The sequence below is a fragment of the Phenylobacterium sp. genome (assembly GCF_016124325.1).
Classification (GTDB): Bacteria; Pseudomonadota; Alphaproteobacteria; order Caulobacterales; family Caulobacteraceae; genus Phenylobacterium.
In genome coordinates, this window is record NZ_WGNY01000023.1 from 96,195 (window position 1) to 116,707 (window position 20,513).

The 20,513-nt window shown below is 71.0% G+C and carries 20 protein-coding genes and 1 tRNA gene; 15 read left to right on the forward strand and 6 right to left on the reverse strand.

Annotated features, from left to right (window positions below):
* Positions 1 to 83 precede the first annotated feature (83 nt).
* From fdxA to GC203_RS14700, 7 genes are all read left to right on the forward strand, one after another.
* The gene (gene fdxA, locus GC203_RS14670; protein WP_293455829.1) at positions 84 to 425 is read left to right on the forward strand and encodes a ferredoxin FdxA; all 342 of its coding nucleotides are present in this window, start codon (positions 84 to 86) and stop codon (positions 423 to 425) included.
* A 290-nt stretch (positions 426 to 715) separates the two neighbouring features.
* On the forward strand, positions 716 to 1,231 hold the full coding sequence (locus tag GC203_RS14675; protein ID WP_293455831.1) for a CarD family transcriptional regulator: 516 nt from the start codon (positions 716 to 718) through the stop codon (positions 1,229 to 1,231).
* Positions 1,232 to 1,337: 106 nt separating this feature from the next.
* Positions 1,338 to 1,414 (forward strand) — tRNA-Arg (locus GC203_RS14680).
* Between the two features lie 98 nt (positions 1,415 to 1,512).
* Entirely contained in the window at positions 1,513 to 2,655 is a 1,143-nt protein-coding gene (locus tag GC203_RS14685; protein ID WP_293455834.1) for a glutathione S-transferase family protein, read from the forward strand.
* 142 nt (positions 2,656 to 2,797) lie between these two features.
* Positions 2,798 to 3,373: a hypothetical protein gene (locus GC203_RS14690; protein WP_293455837.1), complete on the forward strand. Its 576-nt coding sequence runs from the start codon at positions 2,798 to 2,800 to the stop codon at positions 3,371 to 3,373.
* Between the two features lie 106 nt (positions 3,374 to 3,479).
* Positions 3,480 to 4,082, forward strand: coding sequence for a TetR/AcrR family transcriptional regulator (locus GC203_RS14695; protein WP_293455840.1), 603 nt, complete (start codon positions 3,480 to 3,482; stop codon positions 4,080 to 4,082).
* Positions 4,079 to 5,239, forward strand: coding sequence for a serine hydrolase domain-containing protein (locus tag GC203_RS14700; protein ID WP_293455842.1), 1,161 nt, complete (start codon positions 4,079 to 4,081; stop codon positions 5,237 to 5,239). The genes GC203_RS14695 and GC203_RS14700 overlap by 4 nt, the downstream gene beginning before the upstream one ends.
* A 165-nt stretch (positions 5,240 to 5,404) precedes the next feature.
* Here the strand turns inward: GC203_RS14700 and GC203_RS14705 are convergent, their stop codons facing one another.
* Positions 5,405 to 5,914, reverse strand: coding sequence for a hypothetical protein (locus tag GC203_RS14705; RefSeq protein WP_293455844.1), 510 nt, complete (start codon positions 5,912 to 5,914; stop codon positions 5,405 to 5,407).
* Positions 5,911 to 6,525: a response regulator gene (locus GC203_RS14710; RefSeq protein ID WP_293455846.1), complete on the reverse strand. Its 615-nt coding sequence runs from the start codon at positions 6,523 to 6,525 to the stop codon at positions 5,911 to 5,913. Before GC203_RS14710 ends, GC203_RS14705 begins: the two co-directional genes overlap by 4 nt.
* Before the next feature lie 439 nt (positions 6,526 to 6,964).
* On the opposite strand from GC203_RS14710, the gene GC203_RS14715 reads away from it, so the two are divergent.
* Positions 6,965 to 8,155 (forward strand): cytochrome P450, encoded by a 1,191-nt coding sequence (locus GC203_RS14715; RefSeq protein ID WP_293455848.1) that lies wholly within the window; start codon positions 6,965 to 6,967, stop codon positions 8,153 to 8,155.
* A 160-nt stretch (positions 8,156 to 8,315) separates the two neighbouring features.
* Here GC203_RS14715 and GC203_RS14720 read toward each other — a convergent pair whose 3' ends face one another.
* Entirely contained in the window at positions 8,316 to 9,173 is an 858-nt protein-coding gene (locus GC203_RS14720) for an MBL fold metallo-hydrolase (protein WP_293455851.1), read from the reverse strand.
* A 96-nt stretch (positions 9,174 to 9,269) separates the two neighbouring features.
* Positions 9,270 to 9,878, reverse strand: coding sequence for an arylesterase (locus GC203_RS14725; RefSeq protein WP_293455853.1), 609 nt, complete (start codon positions 9,876 to 9,878; stop codon positions 9,270 to 9,272).
* Between the two features lie 120 nt (positions 9,879 to 9,998).
* On the opposite strand from GC203_RS14725, the gene GC203_RS14730 reads away from it, so the two are divergent.
* From GC203_RS14730 to GC203_RS14755, 6 genes are all read left to right on the forward strand, one after another.
* Positions 9,999 to 10,655, forward strand: a complete 657-nt coding sequence (locus GC203_RS14730) for an ABC transporter ATP-binding protein (RefSeq protein ID WP_293455876.1) — start codon at positions 9,999 to 10,001, stop codon at positions 10,653 to 10,655.
* The gene (locus tag GC203_RS14735; RefSeq protein WP_293455855.1) at positions 10,655 to 13,168 is read left to right on the forward strand and encodes an FtsX-like permease family protein; all 2,514 of its coding nucleotides are present in this window, start codon (positions 10,655 to 10,657) and stop codon (positions 13,166 to 13,168) included. Before GC203_RS14730 ends, GC203_RS14735 begins: the two co-directional genes overlap by 1 nt.
* 104 nt (positions 13,169 to 13,272) lie before the next feature.
* Positions 13,273 to 13,488 carry a hypothetical protein gene (locus GC203_RS14740; protein WP_293455857.1) on the forward strand — a complete coding sequence of 72 codons (216 nt, stop codon included), beginning with the start codon at positions 13,273 to 13,275 and terminating at the stop codon, positions 13,486 to 13,488.
* A gap of 270 nt (positions 13,489 to 13,758) precedes the next feature.
* Positions 13,759 to 14,322 carry an ECF-type sigma factor gene (locus tag GC203_RS14745; protein WP_293455859.1) on the forward strand — a complete coding sequence of 188 codons (564 nt, stop codon included), beginning with the start codon at positions 13,759 to 13,761 and terminating at the stop codon, positions 14,320 to 14,322.
* Entirely contained in the window at positions 14,315 to 16,678 is a 2,364-nt protein-coding gene (locus GC203_RS14750) for a serine/threonine-protein kinase (RefSeq protein ID WP_293455861.1), read from the forward strand. The genes GC203_RS14745 and GC203_RS14750 overlap by 8 nt, the downstream gene beginning before the upstream one ends.
* Before the next feature lie 164 nt (positions 16,679 to 16,842).
* A complete protein-coding gene (locus GC203_RS14755) occupies positions 16,843 to 17,574 on the forward strand; it encodes a PEPxxWA-CTERM sorting domain-containing protein (RefSeq protein WP_293455863.1) in 732 nt (243 codons plus the stop codon).
* A gap of 178 nt (positions 17,575 to 17,752) precedes the next feature.
* On the opposite strand, the gene GC203_RS14760 is transcribed toward GC203_RS14755, so the two are convergent.
* Positions 17,753 to 18,424 carry a PEPxxWA-CTERM sorting domain-containing protein gene (locus GC203_RS14760; RefSeq protein ID WP_293455865.1) on the reverse strand — a complete coding sequence of 224 codons (672 nt, stop codon included), beginning with the start codon at positions 18,422 to 18,424 and terminating at the stop codon, positions 17,753 to 17,755.
* A 220-nt stretch (positions 18,425 to 18,644) separates the two neighbouring features.
* On the opposite strand from GC203_RS14760, the gene GC203_RS14765 reads away from it, so the two are divergent.
* Positions 18,645 to 19,778: a helix-turn-helix transcriptional regulator gene (locus tag GC203_RS14765; protein ID WP_293455866.1), complete on the forward strand. Its 1,134-nt coding sequence runs from the start codon at positions 18,645 to 18,647 to the stop codon at positions 19,776 to 19,778.
* A gap of 6 nt (positions 19,779 to 19,784) precedes the next feature.
* Here GC203_RS14765 and GC203_RS14770 read toward each other — a convergent pair.
* Positions 19,785 to 20,513 (reverse strand): phosphomethylpyrimidine synthase ThiC (locus GC203_RS14770; protein WP_293455868.1); only part of this gene is annotated, 729 nt, incomplete at its 5' end.

Consider the following 20,513-nt stretch of genomic DNA (forward strand, 5'->3'; position numbering starts at 1 on the left):
GACGGCGCGTCGCATTGACAAGATGCTGCGCCGCCGCGAAAAACCCGCGCCTTCCATGAGGCTGCCGGAGTTCTGCGCCTGCCATGACCTACATCGTGATGGATCCCTGCATCAAATGTAAGTTCATGGATTGCGTGGAGGTCTGCCCCGTCGACTGCTTCTACGAGGGCGAGAACTTCCTGGCGATCAGCCCGGACGAGTGCATCGACTGCGGCGTCTGCGAACCCGAGTGCCCGGTCGACGCGATCAAGCCCGACACCGAGGACGACCCCGACGGCAAGTGGCTCAAGGTCAACGCCGAATACTCGAAGGTCTGGCCCAACATCACGGTGAAGGGCGAACCGCCCGCCGACGCCGAAGCTTTCGAGCGCGAGACCGGGAAGTTCGAGAAGTACTTTTCCGAGAAGCCGGGCCGCGGGTCCTAGGGGCTTCATCCCCCCGGCCCTCTGCGCGGGGCCAACCCTTTCTTTCAGCTTGTTTTTGTGTTAATGTCGTCAGCGACACGACACGAATGGCTTCGCCCGCGTCGGTCTGTGAAACGAGAACAGCCGACCGGTGGCATGCCGGAGCGGGCGAAGGGTGTCTTAAGAGGTCAGTTCCCGAGCAGAGAGACGTTTCCGCCGCGGCCCCTTTCGCGGAACGGATCGCCTTTCGCCTTTTTCGGGAGCCTGCGCAGGAGTGCCGCGGCGACGCGGACGGATTGAAAGGTGTTTCGATGAGCAAGAGCGGTACGGAGTTCCAGGTCGGCGATCACGTCGTCTACCCGGCCCACGGCGTGGGTCAGGTGCAAGGGATCGAAACCCAGGAAGTCGCCGGTCTGAAGCTTGAGGTCTACGTCATCACCTTCGACCACGAGAAGATGACGCTGCGCGTGCCCACCGCCAAGGCCAAGACCGCCGGCCTGCGTTCGCTGGCCGAGACCGGCGTCGTCACCAAGGCGCTCACCACGCTCAAGGGCCGCGCCCGCGTGAAGCGCACCATGTGGTCGCGCCGCGCCCAGGAATACGAAGCCAAGATCAACTCGGGCGACCTGATCTCGATCGCCGAAGTGGTGCGCGACCTGCACCGCGCCGAGAACCAGCCCGAGCAGTCCTATTCCGAGCGCCAGCTCTACGAATCGGCCCTGGACCGCATGGCCCGCGAAGTCGCCGCGATCGAGCAGATCGACCGCGACGCCGCCATCGCCATGCTCAACAAGTCGCTGCTGGTGAAGGCCGCCGCGGCCGCCTGAGCCGTTCGGCTTTCCGACCCGAACCGCCCGGCGCCCCGTCGACGACGGGGGCCGGGCGTTTTCGTTTGAGCGGGCAGGCGCCGATGCGCTACCACCCGCCGGCGCGGGCCCGGTAGCTCAGCCGGATAGAGCAGGGCTTTCCTAAAGCCAAGGTCGGGGGTTCGAGTCCCTCCCGGGCCGCCAGCGCGTCAGGCGAAATCGTCTCCGCACGGAGACTGTGGCCTGAACCCCCGACAGTCCGGCGCCTCCGCCGCCCCATCCGTCAGTCCTTCGAGCTGGTCATGGTCGACGGCGCGCGCCTTGACCATATTTGCGAACCGGAATTACGGTTCGTTCGAGTCTTGCGAGGTGAAGGGATGGGGATGCTGCGGCCTGACGAAGGGGCGACCGAGGACGATGCGGCCCTCAAGCTGGTCGGGGTGGGCGCGTCCCCCTACACGCGAAAGCTCCGCGCGGCGCTCCGTTACCGGCGCGTCCCCTACCACTTCGTCGTGGCCGGAAGCGTCGAGGCGAACGCGCTGCCGGATCGGCCCTTGCCGCTCGTGCCCTACCTCGTCTTGCCCGGGGCCGACGGCGCGCCGGCGACCGCGATGTCGGACACCACGCCGATCCTCGACCATCTGGAGCGGACCGTTCCCGAGCGGCGGCTTCGCCCGTCGGATCCGGCGCTGCGCCTCATCGACCTGCTGCTCGAAGACTACGGCGATGAGTGGCTGAGCAAGTGCATGTTCCACTATCGCTGGTCGTATGCGCCCGACACCAGGAAGGCGAGCGCCTACCTGCCCTATGCCCGGGCGATGCAGATGACGCGCGAGGAGGGGCGGGACGCCGAGAACGCTTTCGCGCGACGGCAGATTTCGCGGATCGGCGTCGTGGGCTCCAATCCGATCACGGCGCCGGTCATCGAGGAGAGCTGGCGTCGCTATCTGGAGATCTTCGAGGCGCATATCCAGAACCAGCCGTATCTACTCGGCCACCGGCCGGGCGCGGGCGACTTCGCCTGCTACGGCCAGATGACCATGCTGGTGATCACCGATCCCACGCCGGCGCAGATCGCCCTGGAGGTCTCCCCCCGCGCCTATGCCTGGACCGAACGGCTCGAGGACGTCAGCGGCCTGGAGGTGAGCGAAGGCGATTGGATCGACCTCGCCAGCCCCCCGTCCACCTTGCGGGATCTGCTTTGCGAGGTCGGGCGCGTCTACGCGCCGTTCATGGTCGGCAACGCCGTCGCGGTGGCGCGCGGCGCGGATCAGGTGGCGTGCGAGATCGACGGCAAGCCCTGGGTGCAGGAGCCGTTCGTGTACCAGGCCAAATGCCTGCGCTGGCTGCGCGCGGCCTATTCGGCGCTGGAGCCTTCCGATCGGAGACGGGTGGATCAGCTCCTCGAAGGCACCGGCTGCGAGCCGCTTTTCGCACAGGCCTAGGGCCGATCCTCGAGTTGAAAGCGGGCGGGCGGAGGCAGGCTCCGCCCGCAGCACGCTCCCGACCGCCCGCAGCGAAGCCGCGTCTCCCCTGTCGCGTCGGCCCTATAGCCGGCCGTGCGAACCATCAGGGGGAGACCGGTCCATGAAGACGAAATCCGGCTTGTTCGTCGTTGCGGCGGCGGCGGCGCTGATCTCGACGCACGGCTTCGCCCAGACACCGCCGATCCAGTTTCAGCCCCATCCGGACTCGCCCATCGGCGCCCGCAACCCCAAGGCGCCGGCGGAACTGAAGCAGCTCGAGTTCCTGATCGGGGACTGGCGCGTCGCCATCGTCCTGCACCAGCCCGGCGGCGACCTGGCCTATGAGGCGCGCTGGCACAACAGCTGGATCGTCAACGGATCGGCGGTCATGCAGGAGTGGCGGGGGCCGTACGCCACCGGCGCCGAACTGCGGAGCTACGATCCGGACAAAGGCCGCTGGGTGGGCCGGAACTTCTACACGGGCCCCAACAGCTGGACCGAATCCGAGGGCGCGTTCGCCGATGGCGAATTCGTCATCGACACGCCTTCGCAAGGCCCGGACGGCGCGTTCCTGAACCGCGAGCGCTACTTCGACATCCAGCCCAATTCGTTCCGCATGGTCGCCAGGCGCTCGCGGGACGGCGGCAAGACCTGGTCGGAACCGACCTACGAAATGGTCTGCACGCGGATCGCCTGACGGCCCGCGCACGGCGCGCCGCGGCCGATCCGACGGCAATGTGTTGACGGCGCCTGCTGGATATCTAATTTGTCACTCCTGACAAATTAAGATCCGGAGGACGCCCGTGGTCAGACCTAAGGTGGGCGAGGCGCGGCGGGAGGCGATCCTCGCGGCCTTCGAGGCCTGCGTCGTCCGCAAGGGTTTCGCCGAGACGACGCTTGCCGACGTGGCGGAAGCGGCCGGCCAGCCCCGTCCCCTCGTCCGCTACTTCATCGGCAACCGCGCCGACATGGTCGGCGCCCTGATCGACCGACTGCTGGAGCGCGGCGAGGCGCATCTCGACGCCCTGAAGGCCATGGACGGCGGCGGCGACCTCGAAACCACGCTCGACCTGCTGTGGGCCCGCGTCTTCGAGGACGCGACGACCAATGTGGTGACGATGGAGCTGTGGCATCTGTCGCTGCGCGACGAGGCCCTGCGCGCGCGGCTGGCCGCCATCTACCGCCGCATGATCTTCGAGATCGTCGGCCTGCTCGCCCCCGGCGGGGACCGATTGGCGGAGGTCGAGGACCGGGTCTTCGCGTCGGTGTCGATGGCCTTCGGCGCGGCCTTCTTCCGCCATCTGGGCCTGGCGCCCCCGAGCCCCGAACGCCTGCGGGCCCTCGCCCGCGAGTTGCTGACGGCCGCGCGGTCCGACGCCCCCTTCCAGTCAGGAGTGACGCCATGAGCGCCGAGCCCGCCCCGCCGGCCGGCGGCCTGCGCCTGTTCACGGGCGAGCCGCAGCACGAGGCGTTCTGCCGCCTCAAGGACCTGCTGCCGAGCGTGCGCATGGCGCGCTCGCAGGCGCCGCACCCGTTCCCTGAAGGTCCGCGGATCGACCTGCCCGCGACCTTCGAGTTCGACGGCGCCACGCGCTCGGTCGAGGACGCTCTGGCCGGGACCGACACCGCCGCCCTGCTCGTGCTCAAGGACGGCGTGGTCCGCTTCGAGCGCTACGCCCTGACCGGCGGCCGCGACGTGCAATGGATCTCGTGGTCGGTGGCCAAGAGCTTCGTCTCGACCCTGGTGGGGATCGCCGTGGACGAAGGCCTGATCGGCGGGATCGACCAGCCGATCAGCGACTATGTGCCGGTGGAGGCCGGGTCGGCCTACGACGGCGTCAGCATCCGCCACGTGCTGCAGATGTCCTCCGGCGCGCGCTGGAACGAGGACTACAACGACCCGGGCTCGGACGTGCACCGCCTCGCCGCGGCCATGACAGGAGCGACGACGCTCGACGCCTTCGTGGCGACCATGGCGCCGGAATCGCCCCCCGGCTCGGTCTGCCGCTACAATTCCGGCGACACCCAGGCCCTGGGCGCCCTGCTCGTGCGCGCCACCGGCCGGTCCCTCGCCGACTACATGCACGAGAAGCTCTGCGAGCCGCTGGGCTTCGAGGCCGACAGCTACTGGCTGACCGACGCCGCCGGCATGGAAATGGCCTTCGCCGGCCTGAACCTGACGGCCCGGGACTTCGCGCGCCTGGGCGAGCTCTACCGCAACGGCGGACGATGGGGCGGTCGGCGGATCGTCCCGGAGGCCTGGGTCCGCGCCTCGGTCCGCGCGGACGCGCCCCACCTGCAGCCGGGCCGGCCGATCCTCGCCGATCATCCGCTGGACCTCGGCTACGGCTATCAGTGGTGGCTGCCGAACGGCGACCGGGGCGCGTTCAGCGCCATCGGGGTCTACAACCAGCTGGTCTTCGTCGACCCGCCCAGCGGCGCGGTGATCGTCAAGCTGTCCGCCAGCCGGACGTACGGCACGAGCATGGAAGAGCGCACCAACCGCGACCTGGAGAACGTCGCGCTGCTCCAGGCGATCGGCGCGAGCCTCGACGACGGCTAGGCCCGGCCCGCGAGAGGCCGAACATCTCCGGACAGGAAAAGGGCCGGGCGATGACTGGAGAGAAGCCGCCCGGCCCAGGTCTGGTACGCGAAGACCGTGCCAAAAGGGCTCAGCGGCGCGGCTTCGGGAGACCTGCGTTCAAGAGTCGGGCCACCCGGCGCGGCGTCAGAGCGGGGCGTCCTGGTCGAGGCCCGGCCCGCCGGCGCTGGCGTCGACGCGCCGGACCAGGCTCTTGAGGCCCTCCAGCAGGGCCACGCCCTCCGGCGAGCCGTCGGGCAGGCCCGCCATGCGCAGCAGGGTCATGGTGTCGAGGTGCGCCGCCACGGCCGCGGAGTTCCACGCCTGGCGCTCGATATAGCAGTCGGCGAGCTCGCACAGATTGTAGGCCACCTGGCCCAGTTGGCCGAGGCCGCAGAGGCCGGCCAGGCCCGCGATCGCCGTCGCGTGGGCGTAGACGTCGGCGCGCGCTTCGGCGCCGCCGTCGACCATCGAGGCGGCCGCCACGCTCTCGCGCAGCCGCGACAGCGCCACGTCGACCTCGCCCGTGACCTGGTCGCGGATCGAATCGAGGTTCGCCTGGGCCTCGCTGACGGCGTCCGAAAGCTTGCGGCCGCCCGGCGCGGCCAGGAGCTTGCCCAGGCGGTTCGGGGGGCGCGTGTAGATGACGGCGCTCATGACACCTTCCGCGGCTGCATCAGATTGTCGATCTCGTCCTGGCTCATGTTGGGGTCGGTCGCGACGCCGATTTCGGCGGACAGGTCGTCCGCGCGACGGCCATTGCCATCCGGAGGACCAAGATTTTGGAAACGCCGCTCGGGCCCGACGTAGGCCGTGCAGCTCACGAACGGCCGGTTGGTCTGGGCGATCCAGATGATCCGGTCCAGCAGGACCGCCGGCGCCAGCGGCTTGGTCACCACGAAGTGCGCCCCGCAGTCACGCGCGCGGCCCACGTTCCGGCGGTTCGTGTGGGAGGTGATGACGATGACGGGGGCGAAGGCGTTGGGCTGGAGCTTCGAGCGGCGCAGCCAGTCCACGAAGTCGTAGCCGTCGGACTCCTCCGGCTGCAGCGTGGCCTCGCAGATGATCAGGTCGACCGGCGAGTCGGCGACCACCTTCTGCGCCTCCTCGAAGCTGCTGGCCCGCAGGAAGTGGTTGGCGCCGAAGCCCATCAGGATCTGGCTCAGCACGTCCATGCCCTGCGCCGTCGGCTCGACCAGCAGGATCGTCGCCTTCTTGAGCTGGATGCGCGAGGCGAGATTGGCGAGCGTGTCCTCGGACAGGCTCATCGAACCGAGGGGCTCCTTCCGACCCCGGACCGAGGCGACGCGCGGTTCAATCGTGCCTCCTGCATGCGGCGCCAGCGCCTGCGCCTTTGCGCGGCAGCAAACGATTTCAGTCCGAGGCCTGAACCATTGGTTTATTCTGGGAATTCGGTGCGCGACCCCCAGGGGCGCGGCGCGCGGCGCCGTCTGGCCACAGCCGGCCTGCAGAACATATATTACAATAATATCAATTGCTTAAGTCGGCGCTAGCCGGGGTAAACGCGCTCTTTACCATGCAGTGCGACCTGTGGCCGCAGCCGGGGACGCGCACGGCGAAGCGTCCGACGACGGGCGGCTCGGGGCTGGATCCCGGCGTGCGACGGCCGGGCGGATGCGCCGCCCACCCTTGCCTGCCCCCCGGTCAAGCGCGTCCAATCCCGGAAAAGCGCCGGGAGGACGGCCCATGAAGATCGACCTGCTCTCGCCCGAAAGCTTCGCCGGCGGCCAGCCTCACGACCAGTTCGCCTGGCTCCGCCAGAACCAGCCCGTGGCCTGGCACGACGAGCCCGAGGGCAAGGGCTTCTGGGCCGTCACCCGCCACGCCGACGTCTGGGCCGTCGACCGCGACTTCCAGACCTATTCGTCCGAACCCACCATCATGATCGCCGATCCGCTCAGCGAGGCGGGCGGGTTCGGGCCCTACAAGATGATGCTGATGATGGACCCGCCCGAGCACACGGCGTTCCGCAAGCTCATCCGCTCCGAGTTCACCGAGCCGGCCGCGCGCCTTCGCGCCGAACGCATCCAGGCCCTGGCGATGCAGATCGTCGACGCGGTGGCCGGAAAGGGCGAGTGCGACTTCGTCGCCGACGTGGCCGGCGAAATGCCCTCCTACGTGATCGCCGAGCTCATGGGCCTGCCGCTCGACGACGGGCGCGAACTCTACAAGCTCACCGAGATCATCCACACCGCGCCCGAAGCCCTGCCCCCCGGCGCCGGTGGCCAGGCGGTGATGAAGATGTTCGAGTACGGCTCGAAGGTGATCGCCGAGAAGCGCGCCAAGCCCGGCGACGACCTGGCCTCCAAGCTGCTGGCCTGCGAGGTCGACGGCCGCAAGCTGGAGGACCCGGAGTTCCTGCTGTTCTTCCTGCTGCTGATCGACGCCGGCGGCGACACCACCCGCAACCTGCTGTCGGGCGGCCTGCTGGCGCTCATGGAGCATCCCGAACAGTACGCCTGGCTCATGGCCGACCTGGAGGGCCGCCTCCCCACCGCCCGCGAAGAGCTGCTGCGCTGGACCAGCCCGGTGATCTACATGCGCCGCACCGCCAAGCACGACGCCGACCTGGCCGGTCAGCCGATCAAGGCCGGCGACAAGGTGGTGATGTACTTCGGCTCGGCCAACCGCGACCCGGCGGCGTTCGACCGCCCCGACGTGCTGGATCTCTCGCGCGGCGAGAACGCCCACATCGCCTTCGGCACCGGCCCCCACGGCTGCCTCGGCCAGCACCTCGCCCGCATCGAGATCGACGCCATGCTGCGCGAGGTGCTCGGCCGCATGAAGGATTTCGAACTCGCCGCCCCGGTCGAATGGCTGCCGTCCAACTTCATCTCCGGCCCCAAGGCGATGCCCGTGCGGTTCAAGGCGGCCTGATTTCCCTTCCCGCCTGCGGGAAGGGGGGACCGCCCGCCGAAGAGCGGGCGGTGGGAAGGGCAAGCCTCGACCACCGCGTGGCCGCTTTCCCTCTCCACCCGTCGCTCTTCGCTTCGCTCGGCGACCGGTCCCCCTCTCCCGCCGAGGCTGGAGAGGAAGCTCACACCTCCAGCCTCCACACATCCCCGTCGGCCACGACGCATCCCGCGCAGGGCGCTGCGAAGTGGGTGCCGATGACAAGCGTCTTGGTCCCCGCCAGCGCGCCGAACACGCGTCGCCGCGTCGCCGTGGACGCGGCCTTGTCGTAGTCGACCTCGGCGGCCCATTCCGGCCGCGCCATTTGCACCGGGTGATGGGCGAAGTCGCCGGTGATCAGCGCGTCCTGCCCCTTCGAGCGGATGCGGATCGAGACGTGCCCGGGCGTGTGCCCGTGGGTCGGCTCCAGGCTTACCTCGTCGCAGACCCTGTGGCCGGCCTCCACGAGGTCGACCAGCCCTGCGTCCCACACCGGCTTCACGCTGTCGTGGAAGTACGAGGTGGAGACGTCCTTCACGCCCGCCTCCTCGTCGCGCCAGTATTCATATTCCCGCCGCCCGATCAGGTAGCGCGCCTTGGGGAAGGTCGGGATCCATTCCCCGTCGACCAGCATGGTGTTCCAGCCCACGTGGTCCACGTGCAGGTGGGTGCAGAGCACGGTGTCGATGCTGTCGCGGGCGAAGCCGGCGGCCTCCAGGTCCTTCAGGAAGGTGGTCTGCAGGTTGGACCACGGCGCCATCTCGCGGCGCTTGTCGTTGCCGATACAGGTGTCGACGATGATCCGCCGCCCGGACGCCTCCACGACCAGCGCGTGGATGCTCATCTTCAGCTTGCCCGATTCCTCGGCGAAGTGCGGGACCAGCCACGGGATCTCGCGCACCTCCTCGTAGGTGGCCTGGGGCAGCAGGAAGCGCGTCCCGCCGGTGGTCTCCATCTCGACGATGCGGGTGACCTTCACGTCCCCGATCTGCCACGTGAGCATCCGTTCCTCCCGGTGTTTTCCCGGACCCTATCCGCCAACGGCGCGGCGGCGAAGCCGGGAGGAGTCGAACGACGTCGCGCCTGCGCAGCCGCGAGCCTACCGCCGCGCGGCCAGGGCCTTGGCGACGACCGGGGCCAGACGCCCGGCGATGATCGCCGCGCCCTTGGCGTTGGGATGGATGCCGTCGGCCTGGTTCAGCGCCGGGTTCCGCGCCACCCCCGCGATCAGGTTGGGATAGAGCGTCACGCCCCGCGCCTTGGCCACGGCCGGGAAGACGGCGTTGAAGTCGCGCGCATAGCCGCCGCCGATCTCGGTGGGCGCGGCGATGCCGGCCAGGATCACGCCGATGCCGCGGGCCTGCAGCCGCTTCACGATGGCCTCCAGATTGGCCCGCGTGCGCTTGGGGTCCTGGCCCTGCATCAGGTCGTTGGCGCCCAGGGCCACGATCGCCAGGTCGGTGTCCTTCTGGACGCTGAAGTCCACCCGCGCCAGGCCGCCCGACGTGGTGTCGCCGCTGACGCCGGCCCCGCGCACCACATTGGCCACGCCCAGCTTCTTGAGCGCCAGATGAAGCTGGTTGGGCAGCGCCGCCTGCGCCGGCAGGCCGTAGCCGGCGGTGATGGAGTCGCCCAGCATGGTCACCACCCGGGGCCCGGCCGCCCAGGCCGGCGCGGCCGCCCAGGCCGGCGCGGCCGCGAGGGCCATCGGCCATGCCAGAAATGCACGGCGTGTATGTCTTGGCGTCGCCATGAACGTCCTATGTAAGTGAACGGCCAGACCGCTCAACCGCCGGGGAGCCCCTTGGACGACATACCGCCGCTGGTGATGCAGGACGTGAGCCTGACATTGCCGTCCGCCGCAGGCCCGGTGGAGATCCTGCGCAACCTCTCCCTGACCCTGGACCATGGCGAGCGCGTGGCGCTGGTCGGCCCCTCGGGCTCGGGCAAGTCGTCGCTGATCGCCGTGGCGGCGGGGCTGGAACGGCCCAGCGCCGGGCGCGTCCAGCTCTTCGGCCAGGATCTGTCGCGCATGGACGAGGACGGCCGCGCCCGCCTGCGCCGCGGCAAGGTCAGCCTCGTGTTCCAGTCGTTCCACCTGCTGTCCAACATGACGGCCGAGGAGAACGTCGCCGCGCCGCTGGAGATCGCCGGTCGGCCGGGCGCCATCGCCGAGGCCCGCGCCTGGCTCGACCGCGTGGGCCTGTCGGCCCGCCTGCGCCACTATCCGCACCAGCTCTCGGGCGGCGAGCAACAGCGCGTGGCCCTGGCCCGCGCGCTCGCCCCCAGCCCGGCCCTGCTGTTCGCCGACGAACCCACCGGCAACCTCGATTCCGCCAACGCCCGCCACGTCGCCGACCTGCTGTTCGAACTGACCGAACAGTCGGGCGCGGCCATGCTGCTGGTCACCCACGATCCCGAGCTGGCCGCCCGCGCCCAGCGGGTCGTCACCCTGCGCGACGGCGCGCCGGTACTCACCGCGTGATGCCGCTCTGGCTGCGCTTCGCGGGGCGCGAGCTGCGGAGCGGCGTGAAAGGCTTCCGCATCTTCCTGGCCTGCCTGGCGCTGGGCGTCATGGCCATCGCCGCGGCCGGCTCGACCGCCGAGGCCTTCCGGCACGGCCTCGCCAGCCAGGCCCGCGAGATCCTGGGCGGCGACCTGGTGATGGGCGTGAACCAGCGCCGGCTCCAGCCCGCCGAGCGCCAGGCCCTGGAGCGCCTGGGCCGGGTCGCCTACGCCGCCGCCTCCCAGGCCATGGCCGAAGCCCCGAACGGCGAGCGCCGGCTGATCGAGCTGCGCGGCGTCGACGCGGCCTATCCCCTGACCGGGACCGTCGAGCTCCGGGGCGCCCCGTCCCTGGCCGCGGCGCTGACCCACGAGGACGGCGTCTGGGGCGCGGCGGTCGAGCAGGCGTTGCTCGACCGGCTGGGCCTGAAGCTGGGCGACCGCTTCCTGGCCGGCAACGTGCCGATGCGCGCCACCGCCGTTCTGCTGGACGAGCCCGACCAGCTTTCCCGCGGCTTCTCCCTGGGCCCGCGCGTGCTGACCCGCGTGGGCGCCCTGGAGCAGGGCGGCTTCCTGCAGCCCGGCCTGCCCTTCGGCGAGGCCGCGCGCATCGCGCTCTATCCGCACTACGACCTGGAGAGCGCCAAGGCCCAGGCCCGGCGCGACATGAAGGGCCCGTTCCGCCTGCGCGACCGCAATGACGCCGCCCCCGGCGTCAGCCGCCTGATCGACCGGCTGGAGTACTTCCTGGGCTTCATCGGCCTGGCCTCGCTGGTCGCCGGGGGCCTTGGGGTCTACGGCGCGGTCAGCGCCTATGTGGACGGCCGCCGGCCCGCCATCGCCACGCTCAAGGCCTTGGGCGCCGAGAGCGGCCTGGTCCGGGGAACCTACCTCGCCCAGATCGGCGTCCTGGCGGCCGTCGGCGTCGCCCTTGGCCTCGTGGCGGGCGCCGCCGCGCCGCTGGCCCTGGGGGCGATGATCAAGGACGAGCTGCCGGTCCCGGCCCTGTTCGCCGTCTACCCCTGGCCCCTGGCCAAGGCCGCCGCGTTCGGTCTGTTGTCGGCGGCGGCCTTCTCGCTGGCGCCGCTGGCGCGCGCGCGCGCGACCCCGCCGGCCAGCCTGTTCCGCAGCGACCTCGCCGGCCGGCTCAGCCTGGGGCCGGAGACCATCGCCGCGGCGCTGGCCGCCGCGGGCCTCGCCGGCCTGGCGGTCTGGACCGCGCCCACGCCGGTGATGGCCGCCGTCATGATCGCCGGGGTGGCCGTCGCCTTCGCCCTGCTCTGGGCCTTCGGATGGGGCGCGGCCTGGCTGGCCGGGCGCTTCCGCGGCGCGACGCGCGGGCCCCTGCGCATCGCGCTCGCCAACCTTGCCGGCCCCCGCTCGGCCGCGCGCACCGCCGCCCCCGCCATCGGCCTGGGCGTGGCCCTGCTGGCGGCGGTGGTGCTGATCCAGTCCAGCCTGCTGCGCCAGATCGCCGTCACCGCCCCCCAGACCGCGCCGGCCATGGTGTTCACCGAGATCCCGGCCGACCGGACCGCGGCCTTCGACGCCGAGATCGCTCGCGTGCTCGGTTATGCGCCTAGCCCCGACCGCTACCTGCGCGCGCCGCTCCTGACCGGCCGCATCGTGGCCGTGCGCGGCCAGAAGGTGGACCGTGACCGCCTGGGCGCTGAGGGCCGCTGGGCCTACGACAACGACATCAGCTTCTCCGCCATCGGCCCGGAGCCCCCCAACGCCGGGATCGTGGCCGGCCGCTGGTGGCCCGCGGACTATGCCGGCCCCCCGCTCGTCGCGTTCAGCGAAGACCCCGCCAAGGCCGCCCACGTGAAGCTGGGCGACACCCTCACCATCTCGCTCCTGGGCCGCGAGATCACCGCGCGCGTGGCGGTGATCCGCCGGGTGGATTTCGGCGGCTTCGGCGCGAGCTTCCCGGTGGTGCTGACCCCCTCGGCGATCGAGGGCGCCAATCCCCGCCACGTCGCCATCGCCAAGGCGAGCCGCGCCGAGGAACAGGCGATCACCCGCGCGCTGGGCCGCGACTTCCCGGAGGTCAATGTGATCTCGGTGCGCGAGCAGCTCGAAGCCGCCAGCGAACTCTTCGACCGGGTCGCCCTGGCCGTGCGCGGCGCGGCGGCCGTGGCCCTGCTGGCCGCGCTGCTGGTGCTGGCCGGCGCCATTGCCGCCCGCGCCCAGGAACGCACCCGCGAGGCCGCGACGCTCAAGGTGCTGGGCGCCTCGCGCGCGCAGGTGCTGGCCGCCTATGTCATCGAGTACGGCCTGGTCGGCGCGATCGCCGGCGCGGCCGGCGTGGGCCTGGGCTGCGCGGCCGCCTGGCCCGTGGTGGTGAAGGTGTTCGAGGCGCACTGGAGCATCGACTGGGGCGGCGTGGCCCTGCTGCTCGGCGGCGCCGCTGGCCTGGCGGCGGTCGGCGGTCTCGCCGCCTCGTTCCACGCCCTGTCGCGCCGCCCGGCGCCGGCGCTGCGGGCCGACTAGGGCTGGAGTGCGCAACAGTGTCGCATCGCGCATTTGATAAGCTTTTGGCATTCGAGCGCCGCGAGAATTCGGACGTAGATCACCCGACCGCAGGAAGAATCCGCATGAACTACGAGCTGACCGGCAAGGACCTGGCCGACTGGGGCACCGCGGCCCTGGTGTTCCTCTCCGGCGCCATGACGGGCCACTACGCCGCCATCGGCATGGACCCGGTGCAGTGGGCCGGCGCGGCGGCGGCGGTCCTGGGATCGGTGACGGCGGCCGTGGCCGTGCGCGTCTGGCCGGCGCCCGAGAAGGCCGAGGTCTCCTCGCGGAACTGAAACCTTCGGCGACGCGGCGCCGCCGAAGGCCAGCAGGGGTTCGGGACGAGGATCGACGCCGATCCGAAGCCTGGGGGTGACACGGATCCTCCATCCCCCGGGCCGGCGCCGAGTTGAGCGGATTCCCCGTCCCGATCACTCCGCTCGAAAGGCCTAGGCGCCAAAGGCGGGCCCCACGGGTCAGGCCGCGCGCAATTTTTTCGCGAGGTATTTTTCCCCTGAGCGGGGCGGCCGCTTGCCAGCCCTGGCGGGCCTCCGCACTATCGCGCCATGCTGGAGCGTTCGGCGAGCGACGAGGTTCGCGCCCTGCTCGGGGCGTGGCGGGCCGGCGACCAGGCGGCGCGCGACCGGCTGTTCGAAATGCTCTACGCCGAGTTGCGGCAGGCCGCGGCGGGCATGCTGCGCGGCGAGCGGGACGTCTCCCTCGCGGTCGGCGACCTCGTGCACGAGACGATCCTCAAGCTCATCGCCCTGAACCAGATCGACTGGCAGGACCGGGCGCACTTCATGGCGCTGACCTCGGTGATGATGCGCCGCGCCCTCGTCGAGCACGTGCGCGCCAAGCGCCGCGACAAGCGCCGGCACCTGAAGGTCGAGCTGACGACCAACCTGCCCGACGTGGGCAACGCCGACCTCGACGAGATCAACGACGCCCTGGAGCGGCTCGCGCGCATCGACCGCGAGCGGGCCGAGGTGGTGGAGATGCGCTACTTCGGCGGCATGGAGATCGCCGACATCGCCGCGGTGCTGGACGTCTCCGAGTCGACGATCAAGCGCCGGTGGCAGGCGGCGCGCCTGTGGCTCTACGAGGCGCTGCAGCCGCAAAATGCCTGACGCGGCCGGGCCCTCGGCCGACGCGCTCGCCCTCGACCTGCTGGAGCAGGCGATCGATCTTCCGTCCAGTGACCGCGAGGCCTGGCTCGCCGGAGCCGACGTCGCTCCGGACGTGCGGGATCGCGCCCTGGCCCTGCTGCGCGGCGGCGCGGGGGCCCGCATCGCCTTTCCGACCGGCGGGGCGGCGCGTCGGGCGGAGGGCGGCCCGCCGCCCGAACGGATCGGCGCCTACCGCATCACGGGCCTGATCGGCCAGGGCGGCATGGGCGCGGTCTATCGCGGCGAGCGCGACGCCGGCGACTTCGACCACGTCGTGGCGATCAAGGTGATCCGTCCCGGCGCCCTTTCCGAGCAGCTGATCGAGCGCTTCCGCCGCGAGCGCCAGACCCTGGCGCGCCTGGCCCACCCCAACATCGCCCGGCTGTTCGACGGCGGCGAGACGGCGGCCGGCGAACCCTACATCGTCATGGAATATGTCGAGGGCCGCCCCCTTGGCGCCTGGATCGAGGCCGAGAAGCCGCCGCCGGACGCGCGCATCGACCTGTTCCTATCGGTGGCCTCGGCCGTCGCCTTCGCTCACCAGAATCTCATCGTGCACGGCGACGTGACGCCCGGGAACGTGCTGGTCGACGCCGACGGCCGCGCCCGGCTGATCGACTTCGGCATCTCCCGGCCGGCGGTCGTCGACGCGCCGGAGGCCTCGCCATCCCCGGCCGGCGGCGCACATACGGCCACGCCCGGCTACGCCGCGCCCGAGCGCGTCGCCGGCGCGCCCGCCACCACCCTATCCGACGTCTACTCCCTGGGCCGGGTGCTGCGCGCGCTCACCGCCGGCGACGGTCCGGACTCCGAGCGCGAGGCCGTCATCGCGCGCGCCACCGCCGCGGACCCGGCCGAACGCTATTCCACCGTGGAAGCCCTGCGCGACGACGTCGTCGCCTGGCGTCGCGGCTTCCCCGTCGCGGCCGTCGCAGGGGGGCGTGGCTATGTGTTTCGCAAGTTCGTCGGGCGGCACCGCCTGGCCGTCGGGGGCGCGGCGACGGCGGCCGCGCTCCTCATCGCCGCCTTCGCCGTGACCCTGGTCGCCAACCAGCGGGAACAGGCGGCCCGCGCCGAGGCCGAGGCGCGCTACCAGGACGTCCGCTCGCTGGCCAAGGTGATGATGTTCGACGTCTACGACGCGGTCAGCAAGGTGCCCGGCTCGATCGACGCGCGGCTGCTGCTGGCGCGCACGGCGCAGGACTACCTCGACTCCCTGGCCGCCGACGCCACCGCGCCGTTCGACGTCCGGTTGGAGGCCGGCGAGGGCTATTTCCGGCTGGCTCGGGTGGTGGGCTCGACGGCCGGCGGCTCGCTTGGCCGCCGCGATGACGGCAAGAAGCTGTTCGAGAAATCGCTCGCGATCCTGGAAGCCCTGCACCGCGAAGCGCCGGAACGCCCGGACGTGCGCCTGGCGCTGGGCCACGAACTGTCGGTGATGGCCGGCGAAGCGCTCTACAACGACAGCGACAGCAAGACGGCGCGAACGCGGGCCACGCGCGCCCGGGCGCTGCTGAGCGGCCTGCCGCAGCCGAGCGAGCGCAGCGCCGGCGCCCTGGCGGGCGCCTACCTCTACGAGGGCGACAGCTACGGCTGGGACAACGACCTTCCCGCCGCGGGCCGCGTCTACGAGGCGGGCATCCGGATGGTCGAGGGCCTTCCGCCGGCCCTGCGGGACAGCGACGCGGTGCGGTTCAGCATGGGCGGCCTCCTGCGCCAGGCCGGGGAGGTCTACCGCTACACCGGCCAGCCCGACCGCGCGATCACGCGGATGGAGCAGGCGGTGGCGCTCAACCGCGCCTCGCTCGTCAAGGCCAAGGGCGCGCCCGACGCGGTGCGCCGGCTGATCATCTCGCTCTGGTCGCTGGGCGACATGCAGCGCTCGGTCGAGCGGCTGGACCAGGCGTTGCAGACTATTTCGGAGGCCCTAGAGATCTCGCGCGACATGGTGGCCAAAGCCCCCAACGACGCGGGCGCCAAGGAATCGGTCGCCTTCGCCGCCATCGTGCAGGCGCAGGTCCTCAGCGCGCGGGGCGAGCATCGCGCGGCCGTCGCCGCCGCGGACGAAGCCTTGGATTTGCGGCACGAACTCGTGGCGCGCAGCAGCGCCAACCAGGGCTGGCGCATGGGTCTCGCAGGGGCCCTAAGGGACGCCGCGGTGGTCTACCGCGCGGCCGGCCGGGAGGCGACGGCGTGCGCGTCGCTCCGCGAAGCCCACGGGATCATGGCGGCCTACGAGCGCACGGGCCGCCTCCCGGAAATCGACCGCGAGAACTACCTCAAGCCGGTGGAGGCGGCGCTGCGCAGCTGCGGCTGAAACGACGGAATTCATGCGCCGCGCGAGCGGCGCGCCGCAACTTCCCCTGGCGGGCGAGAAACGGGTGATTTCGACGCCCCCGTTTGGGGGCAGGCGGCCCCGGAAATCCGGGCTTCAATCCTCCCAGGCTTCGCGCGGCGAAGCCGATTGGGGGATCGATTTCCATGCGTTCCAAGCTGAAACTGGCCGCCGCCGTGGCGGCGGGCGCCGTCGCCCTGGCCACACAGGCCCAGGCCTTGGTGATGGCCACCTTCAACGGGGTCGTCACGATCGACTACGGATCCGACATGACCTTCGGCGTCTCGCCGCTGGTCGGCCAGGCCTTCTCCGCCGTCTGGACCTTCGATCCGACGCTCGGGAACACCTCGCTCTACGTCCCGCTGCCCGGCTACTTCTCCTACAACCGCGCGGGCTACAACGACGCCTCCCCGGTGCGCTCGGTGGCGATCACCATCAACGGGATCACCGACGTGATCGACTTCACCGCGCCCTCCAACAGCTACGGCGAGACCGACCGGACCAACAATCCGGATGCCCCGCAGGGCGTCCTGTATTTCGGCGGCCAGGCCGGCCGCTACATCCCCTCGCCGACGGGCGGCCAGGCCTACGACTACTTCTCGGGCAGCTCGAACTTCTACGGGACGGCCGAGATCCCGTTCGACATGGGCGAGCCCTGGAACCCGCCCGGCGGCAGCGGCGGCGGCGCTTTCGCCCGCGCGGCCCAGAACAGCGGCCGCGGCTACGATCAGGCCTACAACTTCGCGGTCTCGATCACGAGCGCCCGGATCACCGAGGTCGGCGCGGTTCCCGAGCCCGCGGCCTGGAGCCTGATGATCGCGGGCTTCGGCGCGGCGGGCGCGGTGCTGCGGCGCAGGCGGCTGGCCCGCGCCGCCTGACATTGGCCGCGGATCCGGCCGGTGAACGCCCGGCGGCTTGCGCCGCCGGGACATCCACCCGGGGACTGCGGGCGAAGGCCCCGGACGCGATCCCGGCTCCGGAAGGACACGGCGTCCTGAAGCGCGGGATCGATGCGGGCGCCGTCGGGATCGCCGGCCCCGGATCGCGGGAACGCCGTCAGGCCATGGGCGCCAGGCGACGCCGGCGCGCGACGCAACCGGCGGCGCCGAAACCCAGGATCATCAGCGCCCAGGTCCCCGGCTCAGGCACGCCGCCCACCGCCGTCGGGCGCAGGTCCAGGACGATCCTGTCGATGTCGACGCCGCCCTGGCCGCCGTTGCCGAACTTGAAGGTCAGGGGCCCCGAGGCGTAGGCGGTGTTGACCGCATAGGTCGCGACGCTGTTGCCGGCGTCGAACAGGACCGTCCCGCCCTGGTCGACCACCTGGAAGAAGAAGAGCGCGGTCGAGGTCGCCGACCCGGCGCTCCAGGTGAAGCTCGAGAACGAGACCTCGTAGCCGGCGTCCGGCGTGAAGAAGATCAGCGACGGCTCGTCCGCCGGCCCCACCGGAAAGGCGTACGCACGGCCGCCATTGCTGGTCGAAAACAGCAACGAGGTCTGGCTGCCCGAGGCCTCGCTGGCGTCGTACCCGACGGTCAGGCCCGTCGTGCTCCCATAGTTGGCGCCGATATACTGGCCGTTGGTCGTGCAGGCCCGGTCGACCGCGCCTCCGTCCGAACCCGTACAGGCCATTTCGTTCGTGCCGAATTCCAGCACCACCGTCGCGGCGCGCGCGCCCATCGGCGACAACAGCATCGCCATGGCGGTGGCGAGAAGCAGCTTCTGCATGTCCAGTCACTCCAGGCGTCGCTCCGACGCGACGCCGGCCGCCCCCTGCGGCCCGACCAACGCCCGAGACAACGATCGCGGCACGATAGCTTCGCGGGTCCGCCGGCGAATGGCTCAGACGAGCTATCGGCTCGGTAGAATCCGACTCGCCGATCAGGCGTATGCAGTGGACGCTGCCCAGGCGGGCGCATCGTGTTCAACGAACGTGAGGAGGTCGGACGTGCCCGCCGAAGAAGCCGCCTTCCTGGACCTGCTGTACGACGCGGCGGTCGATCCCGCCGGCTGGATTCCGGTCATGGAGCGCTTCGCCGACATGACCGGCGGAACCAATGCCTGGCTCTCACGCCTGAGTGTTGTCGACGGCTCCGGCTCGGGCCTGATCGCCCGGATCGATCCCGATGCGCCGGGGCGCTACGAGGCCTACTATGGCGCCCTGAACCCCTTTTCCAATGCGACCGACCCGCGGGACTACATGGCCAATTGGCGACCCACGGTGCTGACCGACGACGATTGTCTGGCGAAGGAAGACCTCGCCAGGACCGAGTACTTCAACGACTTCATGCGCCCCAACGACGCCGACTCCTGCATGATCGTGCGCCTGAGCGCGCACCGGTACGAGACCTGCGCGCTCACCGTGAACCGCCCCCGGTCCCGCAGCCGGTTCGAACGCGCGGACATCGAGCGCGCCGAACGCCTGCAACCCCACATTCGCCGCGCCTTCCACCTGACGGAAAAGCTGGCGCAAGCCGGGCTCCGCAGCCCGGACGTGGACGCCGCGCTCGATCGCTCGCCCTTCGGCATCTTCCTGCTGGACGGCGCGGGCCGCGTTCGCCGCACCAACCGGATGGCCGATCAGATCCTGGCGCGGCGCCTGGGACTCTGCCTGCTCGGCGGCCGACTGTCCGGCGTCCAGGCGCTGGGCGCGCGCCAGCTGGACAAGCTGATCGCACAGGCGGCCTCGACCGACGCCGAGCCTCGGGTGGGCGGGTCCATGACCCTGCGCGTGGCCGGCCGGCGGACGCCGCTCTCGATCATCGTGACCCCGATCCAGGCCGGGCGGGCCGCCGTGTTCGGCCAGGCGCCGGGCGTGCTGGTGTGCGTGACCGACCCCGAAGCCCAGCGGCAGGCGACCGCGGCCCAGTTGCAGGAGCTGTTCGGCTTCACCCCGGCCGAGGCCCGGGTCGCCCTGGCCCTGATGGACGGCGCGGACGCCCGCGAGGCCGCCGAACGCCAGGGCGTCAGCTTCCACACCGTGCGGCATCAGGTGCAGAGCCTGCTCGACAAGACCGGCACGGCGCGCCAGGCGGAGCTGATCGCCCTGCTGACGCGGGCCACCGTCGGCCCGCTCCTCTAGACCGGCCTACTCGGCTGGCGTCACCGGCACCAGGATCTCGCCGCCGCCCTCTCTGAATTTCTGGGCCATATCGGCCATGCCGGCCTCGACCTCGTTCTGCTTGCGGGCGGCGTCGCGGATGTCCTGGCTGATCTTCATCGAGCAGAACTTCGGGCCGCACATCGAGCAGAAGTGGGCGGTCTTGAACGCCTCCTTCGGCAGGCTCTCGTCGTGGTATTCGCGCGCCGTCTCGGGATCGAGGCCCAGGTTGAACTGGTCCTCCCAGCGGAACTCGAACCGCGCGCGGGAAAGCGCGTCGTCCCAGGCCCGCGCGGTCGGGTGGCCCTTGGCCAGGTCGGCGGCGTGGGCGGCGATCTTGTAGGCGATCACCCCGTCCTTCACGTCCTGGCGGTCGGGCAGGCCCAGGTGCTCCTTGGGCGTGACGTAGCAGAGCATCGCCGTGCCGAACCAGCCGATCATCGCCGCGCCGACGGCGCTGGTGATGTGGTCGTAGCCGGGCGCGATGTCGGTGGTCAGCGGCCCGAGCGTGTAGAAGGGCGCCTCGCCGCAGGCCTTCAGCTGCTTGTCCATGTTGGCCTTGATCTTGTGCATCGGCACATGGCCGGGGCCTTCGATCATCACCTGCACATTGTGCTTCCAGGCCACTTGCGTCAGCTCGCCGAGCGTTTCCAGTTCGGCGAATTGCGCGCGGTCATTGGCGTCGGCGATGGAGCCGGGGCGCAGACCGTCGCCCAG

Bases quoted from the DNA above. Each gene is read 5' to 3' on its own strand.
- GC203_RS14735 (WP_293455855.1), top strand. From the start codon at position 10,655: ATGCCGCTCTGGCTGCGCTTCGCGGGGCGCGAGCTGCGGAGCGGCGTG.
- GC203_RS14690 (WP_293455837.1), top strand. From the start codon at position 2,798: ATGAAGACGAAATCCGGCTTGTTCGTCGTTGCGGCGGCGGCGGCGCTG.
- fdxA (WP_293455829.1), top strand. From the start codon at position 84: ATGACCTACATCGTGATGGATCCCTGCATCAAATGTAAGTTCATGGAT.
- GC203_RS14715 (WP_293455848.1), top strand. From the start codon at position 6,965: ATGAAGATCGACCTGCTCTCGCCCGAAAGCTTCGCCGGCGGCCAGCCT.
- GC203_RS14685 (WP_293455834.1), top strand. From the start codon at position 1,513: ATGGTCGACGGCGCGCGCCTTGACCATATTTGCGAACCGGAATTACGG.
- GC203_RS14755 (WP_293455863.1), top strand. From the start codon at position 16,843: ATGCGTTCCAAGCTGAAACTGGCCGCCGCCGTGGCGGCGGGCGCCGTC.
- GC203_RS14760 (WP_293455865.1), bottom strand. From the start codon at position 18,424: ATGCAGAAGCTGCTTCTCGCCACCGCCATGGCGATGCTGTTGTCGCCG.
- GC203_RS14675 (WP_293455831.1), top strand. From the start codon at position 716: ATGAGCAAGAGCGGTACGGAGTTCCAGGTCGGCGATCACGTCGTCTAC.
- GC203_RS14700 (WP_293455842.1), top strand. From the start codon at position 4,079: ATGAGCGCCGAGCCCGCCCCGCCGGCCGGCGGCCTGCGCCTGTTCACG.
- GC203_RS14705 (WP_293455844.1), bottom strand. From the start codon at position 5,914: ATGAGCGCCGTCATCTACACGCGCCCCCCGAACCGCCTGGGCAAGCTC.
- GC203_RS14725 (WP_293455853.1), bottom strand. From the start codon at position 9,878: ATGGCCCTCGCGGCCGCGCCGGCCTGGGCGGCCGCGCCGGCCTGGGCG.
- GC203_RS14745 (WP_293455859.1), top strand. From the start codon at position 13,759: ATGCTGGAGCGTTCGGCGAGCGACGAGGTTCGCGCCCTGCTCGGGGCG.
- GC203_RS14710 (WP_293455846.1), bottom strand. From the start codon at position 6,525: ATGAGCCTGTCCGAGGACACGCTCGCCAATCTCGCCTCGCGCATCCAG.
- GC203_RS14720 (WP_293455851.1), bottom strand. From the start codon at position 9,173: ATGCTCACGTGGCAGATCGGGGACGTGAAGGTCACCCGCATCGTCGAG.
- GC203_RS14750 (WP_293455861.1), top strand. From the start codon at position 14,315: ATGCCTGACGCGGCCGGGCCCTCGGCCGACGCGCTCGCCCTCGACCTG.
- GC203_RS14740 (WP_293455857.1), top strand. From the start codon at position 13,273: ATGAACTACGAGCTGACCGGCAAGGACCTGGCCGACTGGGGCACCGCG.
- GC203_RS14730 (WP_293455876.1), top strand. From the start codon at position 9,999: ATGCAGGACGTGAGCCTGACATTGCCGTCCGCCGCAGGCCCGGTGGAG.